The sequence below is a fragment of the Halomonas beimenensis genome, assembly GCF_002549795.1.
In the GTDB taxonomy this organism is placed as follows: domain Bacteria; phylum Pseudomonadota; class Gammaproteobacteria; order Pseudomonadales; family Halomonadaceae; genus Halomonas; species Halomonas beimenensis.
This window is the reverse complement of sequence record NZ_CP021435.1, coordinates 2569725-2589023: the sequence shown is the minus strand read 5'-3', so window position 1 is coordinate 2589023 and position 19299 is coordinate 2569725. Positions and strand designations below refer to the sequence as shown.

The following is a 19299-nucleotide window of genomic DNA, read 5'->3' as shown; positions in this document are numbered from 1 at the left end:
ACTTGAAACGCCCTTGCTTGTGCCCGATTGTTGATGATGCCGGACCGAGAAAGATCCGACGCAAGCCCTAAGCGGCGAGAAGGGGACTGCCATGCTGAGCAAAGAACTTGAACTGACCCTGAACACGGCCTTCACCGTGGCACGCTCCAAGCGCCACGAGTTCATGACCGTGGAGCACCTGCTGCTGGCGCTGCTCGACAATGCGTCGGCCGCCGACGTGCTGCGGGCCTGTGGGGCCAACCTCGACAAGCTGCGGTCCGACCTCCAGGACTTCATCAATTCCACCACGCCGCTGATTCCCGAAGACCAGGCGGATCGCGAGACCCAGCCGACCCTGGGCTTCCAGCGGGTGCTGCAGCGCGCGGTCTTCCACGTGCAGTCCTCCGGCAAGAGCGAGGTTACCGGTGCCAACGTGCTGGTGGCCATCTTCTCCGAGCAGGAGAGCCAGGCCGTCTACTTCCTCAAGCAGCAGAACGTGGCCCGGGTGGACGCCGTCAACTACATCGCCCATGGCATCTCCAAGGTGTCCGGCCACGGTCAGCACCAGAGCGCCCCGTCCCCCGAGGCGGAGGACGCCGAGGAGGCCGGCGGCGAGCCGGGCGGCAACCCGCTGACCGGCTATGCCACCAACCTCAACGAGCAGGCGCGCATGGGCAAGATCGATCCGCTCATCGGTCGCGACCACGAGCTGGAGCGGGTGGTGCAGATCCTGGCCCGCCGGCGCAAGAACAACCCCCTGCTGGTGGGGGAGGCCGGGGTCGGCAAGACCGCCATCGCCGAAGGCCTGGCCAAGCGCGTCGTCGAGGAAGACGTGCCCGACGTCATCGCCGATGCGGTGGTCTATTCCCTGGACATGGGTGCGCTGCTGGCCGGCACCAAGTACCGCGGCGACTTCGAGAAGCGCCTGAAGAGCCTGCTGGCGGAGCTGCGCAAGCAGCCCAACGCCATCCTCTTCATCGACGAGATCCACACCGTGATCGGCGCCGGAGCGGCCTCCGGTGGCGTCATGGACGCCTCCAACCTGCTCAAGCCGCTGTTGTCCTCCGGCGAGCTGCGCTGCATCGGGTCCACCACCTTCCAGGAGTTCCGCGGCATCTTCGAGAAGGACCGCGCCCTGGCGCGGCGCTTCCAGAAGGTCGATGTCATGGCGCCCTCGGTGGAGGACACCATCCGCATCCTCAAGGGCCTGCGCTCGCGCTTCGAGGAGCACCACGGGCTCAAGTACACCGATGCCGCCCTGGAGAGCGCCGCGCGGCTGGCGGATCGCTACATCAACGACCGCCACCTGCCGGACAAGGCCATCGACGTCATCGACGAGGCCGGGGCGCACCAGCGGTTGCTGCCCCCCGAGGTGCAGGTCGACACCATCGACGTGGATCAGGTCGAGGCGGTGGTCGCCTCCATCGCGCGGATCCCGCCGAAGAGCGTCTCCAGCTCCGACCGCAAGCTGCTGGCCAACATCGATCGCGATCTCAAGATGCTGGTGTTCGGCCAGGACGAGGCCATCGACAGCCTGGCGGCGGCGATCAAGCTGTCCCGGGCCGGGCTCAAGTCGCCGGACAAGCCGGTGGGCAGCTTCCTGTTCGCCGGCCCCACCGGCGTCGGCAAGACCGAGGTGGCCCGCCAGCTGGCCCATATCATGGGCATCGACCTGGTGCGCTTCGACATGTCCGAGTACATGGAGCGCCACACCGTGTCGCGGCTGATCGGCGCGCCCCCCGGCTACGTCGGCTACGACCAGGGCGGCCTGCTGACCGAGGCGATCACCAAGCAGCCGCACTGCGTGCTGCTGCTCGACGAGATCGAGAAGGCGCATCCGGAGGTCTTCAACCTGCTGCTGCAGGTCATGGACCATGGTCGTTTGACCGACAACAACGGCCGGGAGGCGGATTTCCGCCACGTCATCCTGATCATGACCTCCAACGCCGGGGTCGAGCAGGCCACGCGGCGGTCCATCGGCTTCCAGACCCAGGACCACTCTACCGATGCCATGGAGGTCATTCGCAAGACCTTCTCGCCGGAGTTCCGTAACCGGCTGGACGGCATCATTCAGTTCCATGCGCTGCCCACCGAGGTGGTGCGCAACGTGGTCGACAAGTTCCTGGTGGAGCTCCAGGCCCAGCTGGACGAGAAGCGGGTTCAGCTCGACGTGGACGAGGCCGCCCGGAACTGGCTGGCGGAGAAGGGCTACGACCCCGACATGGGGGCCCGGCCCATGGCCCGGCTGATCCAGGAGAAGCTCAAGAAGCCGCTGGCCGAGCAGATCCTGTTCGGCGAGCTGGCCGAGCACGGCGGGGTGGTGCACGTCAGCGTCGAGGACGACGAGCTGCACCTGGCCTCGGAGGCGGAGTTGGCCGACGCGCCCTGATCCGGCGCGTCACCCGCCCGTACGCCACAGCGCCCTGTCCTCGGACGGGGCGTTGTTCGTTCGGGGCTGCGAGAGGGGGCAGGGGGCTTGGGCGCGTCCCACCGGCTCCTAGCGGGAGCGGTAGACGATGCGGCCCTTGGAGAGATCGTAGGGGGTCAGCTCGACCTTGACCTTGTCGCCGGTGAGGATGCGGATGTAGTTCTTGCGCATCTTGCCCGAGATGTGGGCGGTGACCACGTGGCCGTTCTCGAGTTCGACACGGAACATGGTGTTGGGCAGGGTGTCGACGACGACGCCTTCCATTTCGATATGGTCTTCGCGTGCCATATAGGCATTTCCTCGCTGGTGATAACGAAAAACGCGGCACGAGTCGCGGTGTGTCCGCCTGTGCCGATCAGGATAGCGCGATATTGTGCCGCATGCCGGTCGCCAAGGCAAAAGGGGCCGGCCTCAGGTGGGGATCAGGCGACGCCAGTGGCGCCCCTCGAGCACCTCCAGCGGCTGGAAGGCCTTCTTGTAGGCCATCTTGCGGCATTCCTCGATCCAGTACCCCAGGTAGACATGGGGCAGCCCCTGGGCGCGGGCACGCTCCACCAGGGTCAGGACCGCGAAGGTCCCGAGCGAGCGACGCTCGAGTTCGGGGGCGGGGTCGTAGAAGGTGTAGATGGCGGACAGCCCGTGCTCGAGCTGGTCGAAGGCCGAGACGGCCACCAGCCGACCGTCCAGGCGCAGCTCCATCAGGCGGGCGTAGTCCTGGTCGAGGGTCAGGAAGGTGCGGTACTGCTCGTGGCTCGGGGGGTACATGTCGCCGTCGGCATGCCGCGTGCGGATGTAATGGGCATAGAGCGCGTAGTGCTCGGCATCGAACAGCGCCGGGCGCACCCGCACCTCCAGGTCGGCGTTGCGGCGATAGAGCTTGCGCTGGGTGCGGCCGGGGGTGAAGTCGGCGACCGGGATGCGCACCGAGATGCAGGCGCTGCAGCCTTCGCAGTGGGGTCGGTACAGATGGCGCCCGCTGCGCCGGAAGCCGAGCAGGGCCAGGGCGTCGTAGACGCTGCCACCCGGCGATTCCTGGGGGTCCAGGAAGAGGGTCGTCGCTTCGCGCCCTTCCAGGTAGCTGCAGGCGTGCGGCACGGTCAGGAAGAAGCGCAGGTCGCGAATCGGCTGGCGCGGGGCATTACTGCTCAAGGTGGCCGCCTCCTTTGCATGCGGGGGGCGAGGTTCTCGCGGCGTCCAGGCGATCGAACGACCAGGTCGCCGGCGGAATGGTGCTGGGCGAGTCCTCCTGGGCGTCCGGCATCTCGTTCAGCCACTGTTCAAGATAGCCGATGAACTCCGCCCGGGCGATATCCCGCGCGCCCAGGCTGGCCAGGTGCGCGGTGTGCATCTGGCAGTCGATCAGTCGTCCCCCGTCCGATGCCATGGCCCGGGCGAGCGTCACCAGGGCGACCTTGGAGGCGTCGGCGACCCGGGAGAACATGGACTCGCCGAAGAACACCGGGCCCAGGGCGACGCCGTAGAGGCCGCCGACCAGCTCCCCCGCCTTCCAGACCTCCACCGAGTGCGCCGCCCCCAGCGCATGCAGGCGGCCATAGGCCTGCCGCATCTCGTCGGTGATCCAGGTGCCGGGCTGGCCGTGGCGGGGCGCGGCGCAGGCGGCGACCACCGCGTCGAAGGCGCTGTCGGCCACGACCCGGAAGCCGCCGTTGCGCAGCCGCTTGGCCAGGCTGCGGCGCACCCGGATCTCCCCCGGGAAGAGCACCATGCGCGGGTCGGGGCTCCACCAGAGGATCGGCTGCCCCTCGCCGTACCAGGGGAAGATGCCGTGCCGATAGGCGGTGAGCAGCCAGGCCGGGCTCAGGCTGCCGCCGGCGGCCAGCAAGCCGCCCGGCTCGTCCAGGGCGGTGGAGACCGGTGGGAAGCGAACGGGATGCTCGGGGAGCCAGGGCAGCATGGGGGAGGTCCTCGGGGCTGGAGGGTCCAGTGTGACGGGCCTGGTGGCGGGGCTCAAGTGATCGCCTGCCCCTGTGACGGCTCCTGCAGGCCCGGTATGATTGACGGCCGTGGAATCCGGAAGACGCCATGAGGCGCAAGGGGGATGGCCGCTTGAGTGCCCAGAAGAAGTCCGCGTCGCACCGGCGTGCGGCGACCGCCAAGGAAACGGCCAGGCGCTTCGGCCTGCGGCTTCAGGGGTCGGTACGCGAAGGTGCCGTCATCCTGCTGCTGTCGGCCTGCGTGTTTCTGCTGCTGGCCCTGTACAGCTTTCGTATCGAGGATCCGGGCTGGTCGCGCAGCGGCCCCGAGACGGAGGTGGCCAACTGGATGGGCCCCATCGGGGCCTGGCTGGCCGACGTGCTGTACTCGCTGTTCGGGGTCAGCGCCCTCTGGTGGCCCGGGATGCTCGGCTTCGCTGCCTGGTGGTTGATCCGCGCCCGACAGGTGCGGCTGGTGTGGGATGCCACGGCACTCGCCGTGCGCTGTGGCGGCCTGGTGCTGCTGCTGTTGGGGACCACCACCCTGGGGGCGCTGCATTTCTACCATCCCGCCAGCAGCCTGCCCTATGCCGCCGGCGGCATCCTGGGCGAAGGCCTGGTCGGGGCGCTGTTGCCCCTGGTGGGGGCCGGTGGGACCTCGCTGCTGGCGTTGGCCGCCATGCTGTGCGGGGTGCCGCTGTTCACCGGCTGGTCCTGGCTGACCATCATGGACGAGATCGGGCATCGGGCCCTGGCGGCCGGGCGTTGGGTCGCGGATCGCTTCGCCCTGAGGCGTTCCCGGGACGCCGAGGCCGATGACGGCGAGCGGCCGGCGCCGCGGGCGGGCACGCCCGAGGTCCCCGCCGAGCCTTCCGCCGCCGCGGACACGCCGCGCCCCGCCTGGTGGCGTCGCTGGCGGCCGGGACGGCGGTCGAAGGCCCTCGAGCCGGCCGCCGAGGCGGGGCGTCGCGAGCCCGGCTTCGGCGACGACGGCGACACCGAGATCCCCTGGGACGTGCCCGAGCATACGCCCTCGGCCAAGCGGCCCGAGGCGGCCTACGCCGCCCGGGAGCCGCGGCTTTCCCTGGCGGCGTCCGGCGAGTCGCCGTCTCGCCGGGCCGAGCCCGAGGCGCCAATCATGCCCCTGCGGGCGACGGAGGAGCCCGAGCCGGCATCGCCACCGCCTCGGCCCGAGGCGTTCTCCGCGCCGGGCGAGTCCCCCGCGCCTCCCGGCGGGATGTCCGAGCCTGCCGGGCGCCCCGAGGCGGGCGAGTCCGGCGCGACGCCTGCGGCCCCAGCCGTCGACGACCGGGAGCAGGACGAGCTGCCGCCGAGGGCGTCGGCGGGCGAGGAGGGTGACACCGCCGATCGCGGCCCGGCCGATGCCGGCCGTGAGGCGTCCGCGATCACCGCGCCCTCCGGATCCGATGCCGAGGCGCCGGCGTCGGCCGGGATGCCCGGGGCCGACATCGTCCCCGAGCGGGCATCGGTCGCCGTGGAAGCGGGGCGGCACGGTGCGCAGGTCGAGACCGGGGAGCGTCGCGTTCCCGAGGTGATCCCCGACCCGGTGCTGCCCGAGGACGAGGAGGACGACGCGCCGGCGCCCCCCCGGCCTGCCACGGCGCCCGATGCCGGGCGGACGCCCCCGGGCGTCGAGGCGGCAGACGCGGCCGAGGGACGTCGAGCCACCGCCGACCAGGCCCGGGAGGCCGCGGCGGACGATGACGGCCCCACCCTGTGGACCGTGGAACACCTGCAGAACCAGCGCCCGGTCTTCGAGGATCTCGACGAGCCCGAGGGCGCGCTGCCCAGCCTGCGCCTGCTCACGCCGCCCAAGGCTCACCAGCCCAACTACTCCGATGCCCAGCTCGCCGAGATGGCCGAGTTGCTCGAGACCCGGCTCCGGGAGTACGGCGTCAAGGCCGAGGTGGTCGACACCTGGCCGGGGCCGGTGATCACCCGCTTCGAGATCAAGCCGGCCGCCGGGGTGAAGGTGTCCAAGATCAGCAACCTGGCCAAGGACCTGGCCCGCTCGCTGATGGTCAAGAGCGTGCGGGTGGTGGAGGTCATCCCCGGTCGCCCCACGGTGGGGATCGAGATTCCCAATCCCCAGCGGGCCATGATCCGCCTGCGCGAGGTGATCGACTCCGACCGCTACCAGCACGAGGCGTCGGCGTTGACCCTGGCGCTGGGGCAGGACATCGGCGGCGGGCCGGTGGTGGCCAACCTGGGCAAGATGCCCCACCTGCTGGTGGCAGGTACCACCGGCTCGGGCAAGTCGGTGGGGGTCAACGCCATGTTGATTTCGATGCTGCTCAAGGCCACCCCCGAGGAGGTCCGCATGATCATGGTGGACCCCAAGATGCTCGAGCTGTCGGTCTATGACGGCATTCCCCACCTGCTGGCGCCGGTGGTCACCGACATGAAGGAGGCCGCCAACGCCCTTCGCTGGTGCGTGGCCGAGATGGAGCGCCGCTACAAGCTGATGGCCGCCATGGGGGTGCGCAACATCGCCGGCTTCAATGCCAAGCTCGACGAGGCCGAGCAGGCCGGGGCCCAGGTTGCCGATCCCCTCTGGGAACCCCAGCCCTGGGAGATGCACCAGGCGCCGCCGGTGCTGGAGAAGCTGCCCTACATCGTGGTGGTGATCGACGAGTTCGCCGACATGTTCATGATCGTCGGCAAGAAGGTCGAGGAGCTGATCGCGCGCCTGGCCCAGAAGGCGCGGGCCGCGGGCATCCACCTGATCCTGGCGACCCAGCGGCCCTCGGTGGACGTCGTGACCGGCCTGATCAAGGCCAACATCCCCACCCGCATGGCCTTCCAGGTGTCCTCCCGGGTCGATTCGCGGACCATCCTCGACCAGGGCGGCGCCGAGAACCTGCTCGGCCACGGCGACATGCTCTACCTGCCGGCGGGGTCCGGCATGCCCACCCGGGTCCACGGGGCCTTCGTCGACGACGACGAGGTGCATCGGGTGGTGGAGGACTGGAAGCGCCGCGGGGAGCCGGAATACATCGACGAGATCCTCTCCGGCGGCGTCTCCGCCGACGCCCTGGCCGGCCTCGAGGCCGAGGGCGGGAGCGGCGGCGACGACGACCCGGAGCAGGATGCCCTCTACGACGAGGCCGTGGCCTTCGTCACCGAGAGCCGCCGGGCCTCCATCTCCGCGGTGCAGCGCCGCTTCAAGATCGGCTACAACCGGGCCGCGCGGCTGGTCGAGGCCATGGAGATGGCCGGCGTGGTCTCGACCATGGGCACCAACGGGGCCCGCGAGGTCCTGGCCCCGCCGCCGGCGGGCGACTGACATCGCCGATCGTGCAATCACCATGCATGTCGCGGCGGCGAAGCAACCCGCCGCCGCGACCGGGGTCCCACCAGGCAGGACGCCCAACGCGCCTCAAGGAGATAGTCGATGAGCAAGATCACCAAGCCCCTCGCCGCCCTGGCGATGCTGGCCCTGGCACCGCTGCCCGCGCTGGCCCAGGAAGGCGCCGAGCGCCTGACCCGCATGCTCGAGCCGGTCAGGACCTATGTGGCCGACTTCGACCAGCAGATCCTCGACAGCGGCGGCCAGCGACTGCAGGAAGCCAGTGGGCGCATGTGGCTGTCGAGGCCGGGACGCTTCCGCTGGGAGGTGGAGGCCCCCTATGAGCAGCTGGTGGTGTCCGACGGCGCGGAGGTGACCCTCTACGATCCGGATCTCCAGCAGGCCACCGTCCAGGCCCTGGACGAGCGCGTCACCCACACCCCGGCCCTGCTGTTGTCCGGCAGCGCGGACGAGCTCACCGCGAGCTACGAGGTGTCGCGCAGCCAGCAGGGCACCGCGGAGACCTTCACCCTGCTGCCCAAGGACCCGGACACCCTGTTCGAGGAGCTCAAGATGACCTTCTACGGCGAGCGCCTGGGGTTCCTGCAGATGACCGACAGCACCGGCCAGCGCACCGCCATCGCCTTCGAGGGTGTCGAGCAGAACGTCCCGGTCGAGGACGCCCGCTTCCGGGTCGACCTGCCGCCGGGCACGGACGTGATCCGCGAAGGGCGCTGACCCGGCTTCGCCGGGTCAAGCTTGAAGCGGGAAGAGCGGCGCTTCGCGCCTGGAAGCTGGAAGAAACCCCCTGACCCATGATGTCGGGGTTCATGCTGTCTTCCAGCTTCCAGCTTCCAGCTTCCAGCTTCCAGCTTCCAGCTTACGGCTTGCCGCCGCCATCCGCCTCGGCATCGAGCCCGGCCCGCCACTCCTGCATCTGCTTGAAGCGCTGTTCCTGGCCATGCTCGGTGGGCCCGAAGAAGCGCTCCCGGGGCAGGTCCTCGGGCCAGCAGTCGTGGGCGCTGCCCGCCGGATAGCCGTGGGGCTCGTGGTGGGCGTAGCGATAGCCCTCGCCATGGCCCAGCGATTCCATCAGCTTGGTCGGGGCATTGCGCAGGTAGGTGGGCACCTCGAGCCGGGGCGAGGCGGCGGCGAAGGCCTTGGCGCGCTTCCAGGCCTGGTCGATGGCATTGCTCTTGGGGGCCACGGCCAGGTGGATGGCGGCGTGGGCGATGGCACGCTGGCCCTCGTAATCGCCCAGGCGAAGGTAGGCGTCCCAGGCCGCCATGGTCAGCGGCAGGGCCCGCGGGTCGGCGTTGCCCACGTCCTCGGAGGCGACGGCGGCCAGGCGGCGGACGACGTCCAGCGGGTCGCCGCCGCCCTGGACGAAGCGGGCGATGTAGAGCAGGGCGGCGTCCGGCCGTGAGGACCGCACCGACTTGTGGATCGCCGAGAGCAGGTCGTAGTAGTGGTCGCCCTGCTTGTCGAAGGCGCTGGCCTGGTGGCCGATGACGTCCTCGAGGGCTTCCCGGGGCAGGCGCTCGCCGTCCCCCTCGGGGACCGCGAAGTCGCAGGCGGTCTCCAGCAGACCCAGCGCCCGGCGCGCGTCCCCGGCGGCGGCCCGGGCCAGCAGGGCGAGGATCTCGTCGTCCACGGCGATGCGGCGCCTGCCCAGGCCCCGCTCGTCATCGCCCAGCGCCTGGCGCAGCACGGCCACCAGCTCCGTCTCGTCGAGGGCCTTGAGGACATGCACCCGGGCCCGGGACAACAGCGCCGAGTTGACTTCGAAGGACGGGTTCTCGGTGGTCGCGCCGATCAGCGTCAGCAGGCCGGATTCCACATGGGGCAAGAGGGCATCCTGCTGGCTCTTGTTGAGGCGATGGATCTCGTCGAGAAACAGCAGGGTGCCCCGGCCCTGGCCCTGGGCGGCGCGCGCCCGGTCCACCGCCTCGCGAATGTCCTTGACTCCGGCCATCACCGCCGAGAGTCGCTCCAGGTGAGCGCCGGACTCCTCGGCGAGGATCTCCGCCAGGGTGGTCTTGCCGCTACCCGGCGGCCCCCACAGGATCATCGAGCGCACCACGCCGGTCTCCACCATGCGGCGCAACGGCTTGCCCGGCCCGACCAGGGCCTGCTGGCCGACGTAGTCGGCCAGGCGGCGCGGCCGCATGCGCCAGGCCAGGGGGGCGCTGTCCTCGGTCGTGGCCTGCTGGAACAGGTCCATTTCTGACTCCTTCGCTGACGGCTGCTAGAGTGGATACGTCGACGCCGGTCTTTCGACCACGGCGCCGGATAAAGGTCCCGCAGGGAGGGGTGTGCCGGCCACGGTCCGCCCTCAGGCCAGGAACCACCAAGGCGGAGGCGAGTCGAACCTAAGGTGCCTTCCGTCCATGATCGATACTGAGGAGGCTTCCGCAATGCCCATGCTGAACCAACTGCGCCAGGATCATGCCAATATGGCCCGCATGTTGCACGTTCTGCAGCTCAAGCAGAAGACCCTGGCGGGCGGCGAACGCCCGAATTTCCAGCTGGTGCGGGAAGTCGTGGACTACATCCTCGACTACATGGAAGGCTTCACCCTGCCGCTGGAGGAGGTCTGTGCCGAGCGGTTGCGCGAGCGGGCCCCGGAGTCCATCAAGGTCACCGAGCAGCTCGCCAAGGACTACCGTGCCCTCAAGGCCCAGCTCAAGCGGCTCTCCGGCGACCTGGACATGATCCTCATGGACGCCGTCATTCCCATGGATCGCTTCGCCGACGACCTCAAGGCCTACCTGGACGCCCACCGGGCCTACCTGCGCGACGAGCGCGAGCTGCTCTTCCCCCTGATCCGGCAGCACTTCGATGACGACGACCTGGAACGGCTCGCGGATGCCCTGCCGGACGGTGCCGCCGCCGAGCTCGAGCGACTGCAGGAGGCCTACCCGGAGCTCTACGCCGAACTCCGCGACGCACCCGAGCCCGTGACCTGATTCCCGTTGGGCCGCAGCGCCGACCGCCCAAGGGGGCGTCGGCGGCTTCGAGTCCCCGGCCCACTGAGGTAGAATGCGCGGCATCCTTTGACGGGAGGCGCGCAATGCCGGACTTCGCCCCACGACGGTTCCTCCAGCCCCCCGGGCCCCCTGGCCCGGGGGCCGTGTGCATGGAGGCGCCCTGATGGCGGGACCGGTACTGGTCTTCGACTCCGGCGTCGGGGGGCTTTCGGTGGTGTCGGCACTGCGCCGGCGCCTCCCGGACGTCGCCCTGGCCTATGCCTGTGACAACGCCATGCTGCCCTACGGGGTGCGCGAGGACGACTGGCTGGTGGCTCGCATCCTCGCGGTCTGTGAAGCCGCAGTGACCGCCAGCGGCTGCAGCGGCCTGGTGGTCGCCTGCAATACCGCCAGCACCCTGGCGCTCGAGCCGCTGCGCGAGCGCCTGGCGGTGCCGGTGATCGGCACGGTGCCGGCGATCAAGCCCGCCGCCGGTGCGAGCGAGACCCGGCACATCGGCCTGCTCGCCACCAGCGCCACCGTGCTCCGGCCCTACACGGTGCGGCTGATCCGCGACTTCGCCGGCGACTGCCGGGTGACCCGCATCGCCGCCGATCCCCTGGTGGGCCAGGCGGAGCGACTGGTGGCCGGCGAGGCGCCGGATCCCGAGGTCCTGCGCCGGGTGCTGGCGCCCCTGGTGGAGCTGCCGGATCTGGACACCCTGGTGCTGGGCTGCACCCACTTCCCGCTGCTGCGGGATCAGCTGGCCGAGGCGGTGCCCCATCCGGTGCGCTGGGTCGATTCCGGCGATGCCATCGCCCGGCGCGCCGGCCAGGTCATCGCCTCGCCGCAGCGTCGTCCGGCCCGCGAGCTCGGCTGGGTGACGGCCCCCACCCAGGCGCTGGCCCGAGGCCTGGCCGGCTTCGGCTTCGCCGACACCCGCCGGCTGACGCTGGCCTGAGCCCTACCGCTGTCTCTCGTTTCCCTTCTCTTCGACCGATCAAGAACCAGGAGCCGCCGTGGCCATCCCCGTTGTCGATCCCGACCGCTATGACGAACAGCTCGCGGCCAAGCGCGACCGCCTGACCGCCGACTTCGCGCGCTTCGCGCCGCCGCCGCTGGAGGTCTTCCCCTCCCCGGCGAGCCACTATCGCCAGCGCTGCGAATTCCGCCTGTGGCACGAGGGCGACGATCTCTATTACGCCATGTTCGAGGTCGATCCCGACGATCCCAGGCAGAAGACGGTGGTGCGCCTGGACGATTACCCGGTGGCCAGCCGGCGCATCAACGAGCTGATGCCACGGCTGCGCGAGCGCCTGCTCGACAATCCCGTGCTGCGCCATCGACTCTTCCAGGTGGAGTTCCTCACCACCCTGTCCGGGGAAGCCCTGGTCACCCTGATCTATCACCGTCCCCTGGACGATGCCTGGGAAGCCGAGGCCCGCGCCCTGGAAAGGGCCCTGGACATCATGATCATCGGCCGTGCCCGCAAGCAGCGGCGGGTCTTGACCCGGGACCATGTCTGGGAACGCCTCGACGTCGATGGCCGGGAGTTCGTCTACCAGCAGGTGGAGAACAGCTTCACCCAGCCCAACGCCGAGATCTGTCGATCCATGCTGGGCTGGGCCAGGGAGGTCACCGCCGGCAGCGGCGATCGCGACCTGGTCGAGCTCTACTGCGGCAACGGCAACTTCACCATCGCCCTGGCCGAGAACTTCCGACGGGTCCTGGCCACCGAGATCTCGCGCACCTCCGTGGCCAGCGCCCGGGAGAACCTGGCGGCCAATGCCGTCACCAATGCCCAGGTGGCGCGCATGTCCGCCGAGGAGTTCGCCCAGGCCCTGAGGGGCGAGAAGGGCGGGCGCCGGGTCGCGGAGCTGGACCTTGGCGACTACGATTTCTCCACCGTGCTGGTGGACCCGCCCCGTGCCGGACTCGACGACGAAAGCTGCCGTCAGCTCAGCGAGTACGAGCGCATTGTCTATATTTCATGCAATCCCGAGACGTTGGCGCATAACCTGGAGACGCTGACCCGGACCCATGAGGTGGCGCGATTCGCGCTGTTCGATCAGTTCCCCTGGACCCATCACTGCGAATGCGGGGTGCTGCTGCGCAGACGCACCTGAAGCCCCGCCGCCTCGACGGCCGTGTCAAGGGCGATGCGTAACCGACATGTCTCATGAGTGAACCGGCATGTTGCTGGGGATGACGGCAGGAATTGCGTAAGCTCCTGGCGCAAGGGCACAAACGCGCCCGTCTACTACGTCAAGTGATCCCGGCCGCGATCGGTGGCCGCAGGCAGTCGAGGTGATGGATGCTACACGTCGCACATCATGAGGAGACCCGGCAGGATCTCCTCAAGCAGCTCAAGGAACGGCTGCAAAGCCGCCTGGACAAGGGCAAGGCCGAGCAGGTCGATGGCTTCGCGCGCCATTTCTATGCCACCGTGCCCCTGGAAGACCTCGCGGAGCGCCGCCTGGACGACCTCTACGGGGCGACCCTCTCGGTGTGGCACTTCATCCAGCAGCTCGATCCCAAGGCGCCCAAGGTCCGGGTCTTCAACCCCGACTTCGAGGAACACGGCTGGCAGTCCACCCACACCTTCATCGCGGTGCTGCACGAGGACATGCCCTTCCTGGTGGACTCCGTGCGCGTGGAGCTCAACAACCGCGGCATGACGATCCACGCCATCCACAATGCCGTGCTGGCGGTGGATCGCGACCAGCAGCACCGGCTGCGCAAGGTCGTCGCCCCCGGCGAGAGCGGGGCCCCGCAGCGGCGCGAGTCGCTGATCGCCATCGAGGTGGATCGCCATTCCGACCCGGCCGAGCTGGAGGACATCGAAGCCAGCCTTCATGAGGTGCTGCGCGACGTGCGCACCGCGGTGGCCGACTTCGAGCCCATGTGCGACAAGGCCCGTGCGGCCGTGGAGGAGATCGAAGCCTGCCGCCCCGATCAGGTGGACCCCGACGACCACCGCGAGGCCATCGCCTTCCTCCACTGGCTGCTCCAGGACAACTTCACCTTCCTGGGCTATGACGAGTACGAGGTCCGCGACGTGGACGGCCACCAGCGCCTCGACAAGGTGCAAGGCAGCGAGCTCGGCGTCTTCCGCCTGGACGAGCCTCGCTACCGGGAACGGATCCGTACGGACATGGGCGTCGAGGGGGACCACTACGTGCTGGTGCCCCAACTGCTGTCCTTCGCCAAGAGCGCCCATCATGCCAGGATCCACCGGCCGACCTATCCCGACTACATCTCCATCGACCGCTACGACGCAGAGGGGAACGTGATCGGCGAGCGGCGCTTCCTGGGCCTGTTCACCGCCACCGTCTACAACGACTCGCCGCGTCACGTGCCCATCCTGCGCCGCAAGCTCCAGGCGGTGATGGACATCTCCGGCTTCAACCCCAAGGCCCACAACGGCAAGCAGCTGCTGCAGATCCTCGAGGTCTATCCGCGGGACGACCTCTTCCAGATCGACATCGACGAGCTCGCGCAGACGGCGCTCGGCATCCTCGATATCCGCGAGCGTCGCCGGGTGCGGCTGTTCATCCGCGAGGACCGGTTCGGCAAGTTCTACTCCTGCCTGGTGTTCGTGCCCCGGGACGTCTTCTCCACCGAGCTGCGGCTTCGCGTCCAGGCCTTGCTGTGCGAGGAGCTCGACGCCACCTTCGGCGACTTCAATACCTATCTCTCCGAGTCGGTGCTGGCGCGCATCCAGTTCATCCTGCGCTTCAACGGGGACCGGCCGGTGGACTACGACATCCGGCGCCTGGAGGAGAAGCTGGTCAAGCTCGCCCGCAACTGGCGCGACGACCTGCTCAACGCCGCCATCGAGGGCTTCGGCGAGGAGCAGGCCAACCTGCTGATGGGGCGGTTCCGCGACGCCTTCCCGGCCAGCTACCGCGACGACTTCAGCGCCCGCACCGCGGTCTACGACCTGCAGCATCTCGGCGAGCTGGACGAGGGCGCGCCGCTGGCGCTATCGCTGTATCGCCTCATCGAGGAGGAGGGCAGCGGCGTCAACCTCAAGCTGTTCCATCCGGATGCCCCGATCCCGCTGTCCGACGTGCTGCCGATGATGGAGAACCTGGGCCTGAGGGTGCTCGGCGAGCGGCCCTATCCGGTCGAGGCCACCGATCGGGCCTACTGGATCCATGACTTCACCCTGGAGCATCACACCAGCGTGGAGGTGAACCTCCAGGAGATGCGCGAGCCCTTCCTCGAAGCCTTCCAGCGCATCTGGACCGGCGAGGCCGACAACGACGCCTTCAACCGGCTGATCATCGGCGCCAACCTGGACTGGCGGGAAGTCGCCATGCTGCGCGCCTACGCTCGCTACCTGAAGCAGATCCGCTTCGGCATGTCCCAGGACTACATCGCCACCACCCTGGTCAACCACCCCGAGATCACCCGCGAGCTGGTGACCCTGTTCGAGCTGCGCTTCGATCCCGCGGATCGTCCCGAGGCCGGCGAGATCGCCGACTGCGAGGCGCGCATCCAGGCCCTGCTCGATGACGTGCCGAGCCTCAACGACGACCAGCTGCTGCGTCGCTACATGGAGCTGATCCAGGCGACCCTGCGGACCAACTACTACCAGCGTAGCGACGGCGGCGGCTACAAGGACTACATCGCCCTCAAGCTGGAACCGTCCCGGGTCTCCGGCATGCCCAAGCCGCGCCCGGCCTACGAGATCTTCGTCTGCTCGCCGCGGGTCGAGGGCGTGCACCTGCGAGGCGGCAAGGTGGCCCGGGGCGGGCTGCGCTGGTCCGATCGCCAGGAGGACTTCCGTACCGAGGTGCTGGGCCTGGTCAAGGCCCAGCAGGTCAAGAACGCGGTCATCGTGCCCGTGGGCGCCAAGGGCGGCTTCGTCTGCAAGCGCATGCCGGAAGGGGCGGATCGCGAGACCACCCAGCAGGAGGGCATCGCCTGCTACCGGACCTTCATCCGTGCGCTGCTGGACGTCACCGACAACCTGTCCGGCGGTGAGGTGGTGCCACCGAAGGACGTGGTGCGTCACGACGACGACGACATCTACCTGGTGGTCGCCGCGGACAAGGGCACCGCGACCTTCTCCGATATCGCCAACGAGATCTCCGCCGAGTACGGCCACTGGCTCGGGGATGCCTTCGCCTCCGGGGGCGCCAACGGGTATGACCACAAGAAGATGGGCATCACCGCCAAGGGGGCCTGGGAGTCGGTCAAGCGCCACTTCCGCGGCCTGGGCGTCAACACCCAGGAGGACGAGTTCAGCGTGGTCGGCATCGGCGACATGGGCGGGGATGTGTTCGGTAACGGCATGCTGCTGTCCGACAAGATTCGCCTCATGGGCGCCTTCAACCACCTGCACATCTTCGTCGACCCCGATCCCGATGCGGCCGCCGGCTTCGCGGAGCGCAAGCGGCTGTTCGAGCAGCCGCGCTCCAGCTGGGAGGACTACAACCGCGACCTGATCTCCGAGGGCGGGGGGATCTTCAAGCGCAGCGCCAAGTCGATCGCCATCACGCCGCAGATGAAGCGGGCCTTCGGCATCGCAGAGGACAAGCTGTCGCCCAACGAGCTGATCCGGGCCATGCTGGTCTCCCAGGTGGACCTGATCTGGAACGGCGGCATCGGCACCTACGTGAAGGGCAGCGAGGAGAGCGACGCCGAGGTGGGCGACAAGGCCAATGACGCCCTGCGCATCAATGGCCGCGACCTCAACTGCCGGGTCGTCGGCGAGGGTGGCAACCTGGGCCTGACCCAGCGCGGCCGGATGGAGGCCGCCGCCAAGGGCGTGCGCGTCAACACCGACTTCATCGACAACGCCGGGGGCGTGAACTGCTCGGACCATGAGGTCAACATCAAGATCCTCATCGACGAGGTGGTCTCCCGTGGCGACATGACCGAGAAGCAGCGCAACCAGCTGCTCGCCGACATGACCGCCGAAGTCAGCGACCTGGTGCTGCGCGACAACTATCGCCAGACCCAGGCGCTGGACCTGGCCGAGCTGCTCTCCCGCCAGGGCATCGGCCCCTTCCGGCGCTTCATCAGCGAGCTCGAGGCGGCCGGGCAGATCGACCGGGAACTCGAGTTCCTGCCCTCCGACGAGGAGCTGCTCGAGCGCACCCATCATGAGCAGGGCATGACCCTGCCCGAGCTGTCGGTGCTGATTTCCTACGCCAAGAGCGTGCTCAAGGGCGACCTGATCGCCTCGGACGTGCCGGACGATCCCACCATCATGCGCTACGTGGAGCGAGTCTTCCCTGCGGTGCTGGTGGAGCGCTACCGCGACGAGATGTACGAGCATCGCCTGAAGCGGGAAATCGTCGCCACACAGCTGGCCAATGACATCATCGACCACATGGGCGTCGTCTTCGTGCGCCGGCTGATCGACTCCACCGGGGCCAGCCGCGCCGAGATCGCCCGAGCCTATGTCATCGCCCGAGACAGCTTCCATCTGACCCGGCTCTGGGAGCAGGTGGAAGCCCTGGACAACAAGGTACCGAGCCGCGTCCAGTACTCGATGATGCTCGACCTGATGCGCATGCTGCGGCGGTCCACCCGCTGGTTCCTGCGGCATCGCACCAGCATGACCACCCGGGATGCCATCGACTACTTCGCCCCGCGTCTGGCCCAGTTGCAGGAGAACATCGGCAAGCGGCTGCGTGGCGAGGAAAAGGAGCAGTGGGAGGTTCGTCGCCAGGAGCTGTCGGAAGCCGGCGTACCGGATGCCCTGGCCGCCACCGTCGCGGCCGCCAACAGCCTCTATGCGGCCCTGGGCATCATCGATACCGCGCGCCAGACCGACGACAAGCCGCAGCGGGTCGCCGAGGTCTTCTACGAGGTCGGGGCGCGGCTGGAACTGCCCTGGATCCTGCAGCAGGTCACCCGCCTCGAGGTCCGCGACGGCTGGCAGGCCAAGGCACGGGAAACCTTCCGCGACGACATCGAACGCCAGCAGCTGGCCTTGACCGCCAGCGTGCTGGGCATGGAAGGCGGTTCCCGGGACGCCGCCGAGCGGGTCGAGCGATGGCTGTCGCTGCACGAGAGCATGCACCAGCGCTGGCGTCGCCTGCTCGAGGAGGTGGGCAGCGGTAGCCAGGGCGGCTTCCCGCTGTTCGCCGTGGCGGTCCGCGAGCTGGTGGACCTGGCCGAGAGCAATAGCGAAGCCTGACGGCCCCAGGAGCAGGGGGCACCGAGGCGCCCGAGACGCGAACCCCCGCCACAGGCGGGGGTTCGTCGTTGGGGGCGGGCGACCGGGAACGTCAGAGCAGGAAGATCGTGGCCAGTCCCAGGAAGGACATGAAGCCGATCACATCGGTCACCGTGGTCAGCACCACCGAGCCGGACAGCGCCGGGTCGATGCCGAAGCGCTTGAGCATCAGCGGGATGACGATCCCGGCCACGCCGGCGGCGAGCATGTTGATCACCAGGGCGGCGGCGATGATGGCGCCGATGCCCAGGTTGTCGAACCACAGCACCGCCACGATCGCCACCACCAGGGCCCAGAGCAGGCCGTTGAGGATGGCGATGCCCACCTCCTTGCGCAGCAGCCAGTTGCTGTTGGTACGGCTGATCTGGCCCAGCGCCAGGCCACGGATGGCCAGGGTCAGGGTCTGGCTGCCGGCGATGCCGCCCATGCTGGCGACGATGGGCATCAGCACCGCCAGGGCCACCACCTGGTCCAGGGCATCCTCGAAGCGGCCGATCACCCAGGCGGCGAGGAAGGCGGTCACCAGGTTGATGCCGAGCCAGACGGCGCGCCGTTTGGCGCTGGGCAGCACCGGGGCGAAGAGATCCTCTTCCTCGTCGAGGCCGGCCATGTTCATCAAGGCCTGCTCGGAGTGTTCGCGGATGACGTCGACGATGTCGTCGATCATGATGCGGCCGAGCAAAAAGCCCCGGGAATCCACCACCGGCGCCGAGACCAGGTCATGGGTCTCGAACAGGGTCGCCACGTCCCGGGACTTCATGGTGACCTGGATGCTGTCCACGTCGCTGTCCATCAGGTCGGCCACCGCCATCTCCTGGTCGCTCGCCACCAGGCGCGACAGGGGCAGGACGCCCATGAACAGGCCGTTGCGGTCGACCACCATCAGCGCATCGGTGTTGTCGGGGACCTCCTGTTTCCAGCGCAGGAAGCGTTGCACCGTCTCCAGGCTGACGTCGGCGCGCACGGCGATCGTGTCGGTGCGCATCAGGCGGCCCGCGGAATCCTCCTCGAAGGCCAGGGTCTCCTGGAGACGCATGCGCTGCAGCTCGTCCATGGAGCGCAGCATGTCCTCGGCGACCTGCTGGGGGAGGTCCTCGAAGAGCTCCGCCAGGTCGGCGGTGTCGAGGCCCGCGGTGGCGGCGACGATCTCGGCATGGTCCATGTCGTCGATCAGGGTGCTGCGCACCTCGTCATGGACGTGCAGCAGCACTTCGCCGTCGACTTCCTGGGGAATGCGCTCCCATAGCCGGATCCGCTCGTTGGGCGGCAGGGACTCCAGCAGCAGGGCGACCTCGGCGGGTTCCAGGTCGGCGATGACATCGTCGACCCACTCCAGGTGTTCCTTCTCCAGGGCCAGGTGGATGCGCGACAGGCGGTGTTCCAGCGTCTCGGTCGTATCGGTCATGTCGTCTCCCTGGCATGCGGATGTCGAGGCTGACATCACCCTGTGAGTGTCCTATGTTGGACTCCATCCCATATCA

The 19299-nt window shown here is 68.9% G+C and carries 12 protein-coding genes; 7 read left to right on the top strand and 5 right to left on the bottom strand.

Annotation, left to right across the window (positions count from 1 at the left end; all coding sequences use genetic code 11):
- The first annotated feature begins 91 nt into the window (after positions 1–91).
- The gene (gene clpA / locus BEI_RS12110) at positions 92–2368 is read left to right on the top strand and encodes an ATP-dependent Clp protease ATP-binding subunit ClpA (RefSeq protein WP_097789756.1); all 2277 of its coding nucleotides are present in this window, start codon (positions 92–94) and stop codon (positions 2366–2368) included.
- 108 nt (positions 2369–2476) lie between these two features.
- Here clpA and infA read toward each other — a convergent pair whose 3' ends face one another.
- The 3 genes from infA to aat all read right to left on the bottom strand — a co-directional run bounded on the left by infA (position 2477) and on the right by aat (position 4322).
- Positions 2477–2695: a translation initiation factor IF-1 gene (gene infA / locus BEI_RS12105; protein WP_013332816.1), complete on the bottom strand. Its 219-nt coding sequence runs from the start codon at positions 2693–2695 to the stop codon at positions 2477–2479.
- 123 nt (positions 2696–2818) lie between these two features.
- A complete protein-coding gene (locus BEI_RS12100) occupies positions 2819–3556 on the bottom strand; it encodes an arginyltransferase (RefSeq protein WP_097789755.1) in 738 nt (245 codons plus the stop codon).
- Positions 3546–4322 carry a leucyl/phenylalanyl-tRNA--protein transferase gene (gene aat / locus BEI_RS12095; protein WP_097789754.1) on the bottom strand — a complete coding sequence of 259 codons (777 nt, stop codon included), beginning with the start codon at positions 4320–4322 and terminating at the stop codon, positions 3546–3548. The genes BEI_RS12100 and aat overlap by 11 nt, the downstream gene beginning before the upstream one ends.
- A 128-nt stretch (positions 4323–4450) precedes the next feature.
- Between aat and BEI_RS12090 the strand changes: the two genes are divergently transcribed.
- Both BEI_RS12090 and lolA read left to right on the top strand, forming a co-directional pair.
- Positions 4451–7648: a DNA translocase FtsK gene (locus tag BEI_RS12090; protein ID WP_097789753.1), complete on the top strand. Its 3198-nt coding sequence runs from the start codon at positions 4451–4453 to the stop codon at positions 7646–7648.
- Positions 7649–7756: 108 nt separating this feature from the next.
- The gene (gene lolA, locus BEI_RS12085) at positions 7757–8389 is read left to right on the top strand and encodes an outer membrane lipoprotein periplasmic chaperone LolA (RefSeq protein ID WP_097789752.1); all 633 of its coding nucleotides are present in this window, start codon (positions 7757–7759) and stop codon (positions 8387–8389) included.
- Positions 8390–8531: 142 nt separating this feature from the next.
- Here lolA and BEI_RS12080 read toward each other — a convergent pair whose 3' ends face one another.
- Positions 8532–9875, bottom strand: a complete 1344-nt coding sequence (locus BEI_RS12080) for a replication-associated recombination protein A (protein ID WP_097789751.1) — start codon at positions 9873–9875, stop codon at positions 8532–8534.
- 199 nt (positions 9876–10074) lie between these two features.
- Here BEI_RS12080 and BEI_RS12075 point away from each other — a divergent pair, with 199 nt between their 5' ends.
- The 4 genes from BEI_RS12075 to BEI_RS12060 all read left to right on the top strand — a co-directional run bounded on the left by BEI_RS12075 (position 10075) and on the right by BEI_RS12060 (position 17779).
- On the top strand, positions 10075–10620 hold the full coding sequence (locus tag BEI_RS12075) for a hemerythrin domain-containing protein (protein WP_097791071.1): 546 nt from the start codon (positions 10075–10077) through the stop codon (positions 10618–10620).
- Between the two features lie 184 nt (positions 10621–10804).
- Positions 10805–11581: a glutamate racemase gene (gene murI / locus BEI_RS12070; RefSeq protein ID WP_097789750.1), complete on the top strand. Its 777-nt coding sequence runs from the start codon at positions 10805–10807 to the stop codon at positions 11579–11581.
- A gap of 58 nt (positions 11582–11639) precedes the next feature.
- Complete coding sequence (trmA, locus tag BEI_RS12065; protein WP_097789749.1) at positions 11640–12746, top strand: tRNA (uridine(54)-C5)-methyltransferase TrmA; 1107 nt, start codon at positions 11640–11642, stop codon at positions 12744–12746.
- A gap of 188 nt (positions 12747–12934) precedes the next feature.
- Entirely contained in the window at positions 12935–17779 is a 4845-nt protein-coding gene (locus BEI_RS12060; protein ID WP_097789748.1) for an NAD-glutamate dehydrogenase, read from the top strand.
- A 91-nt stretch (positions 17780–17870) separates the two neighbouring features.
- On the opposite strand, the gene mgtE is transcribed toward BEI_RS12060, so the two are convergent.
- Positions 17871–19223, bottom strand: a complete 1353-nt coding sequence (mgtE, locus tag BEI_RS12055) for a magnesium transporter (RefSeq protein ID WP_097789747.1) — start codon at positions 19221–19223, stop codon at positions 17871–17873.
- Positions 19224–19299 lie beyond the last annotated feature (76 nt).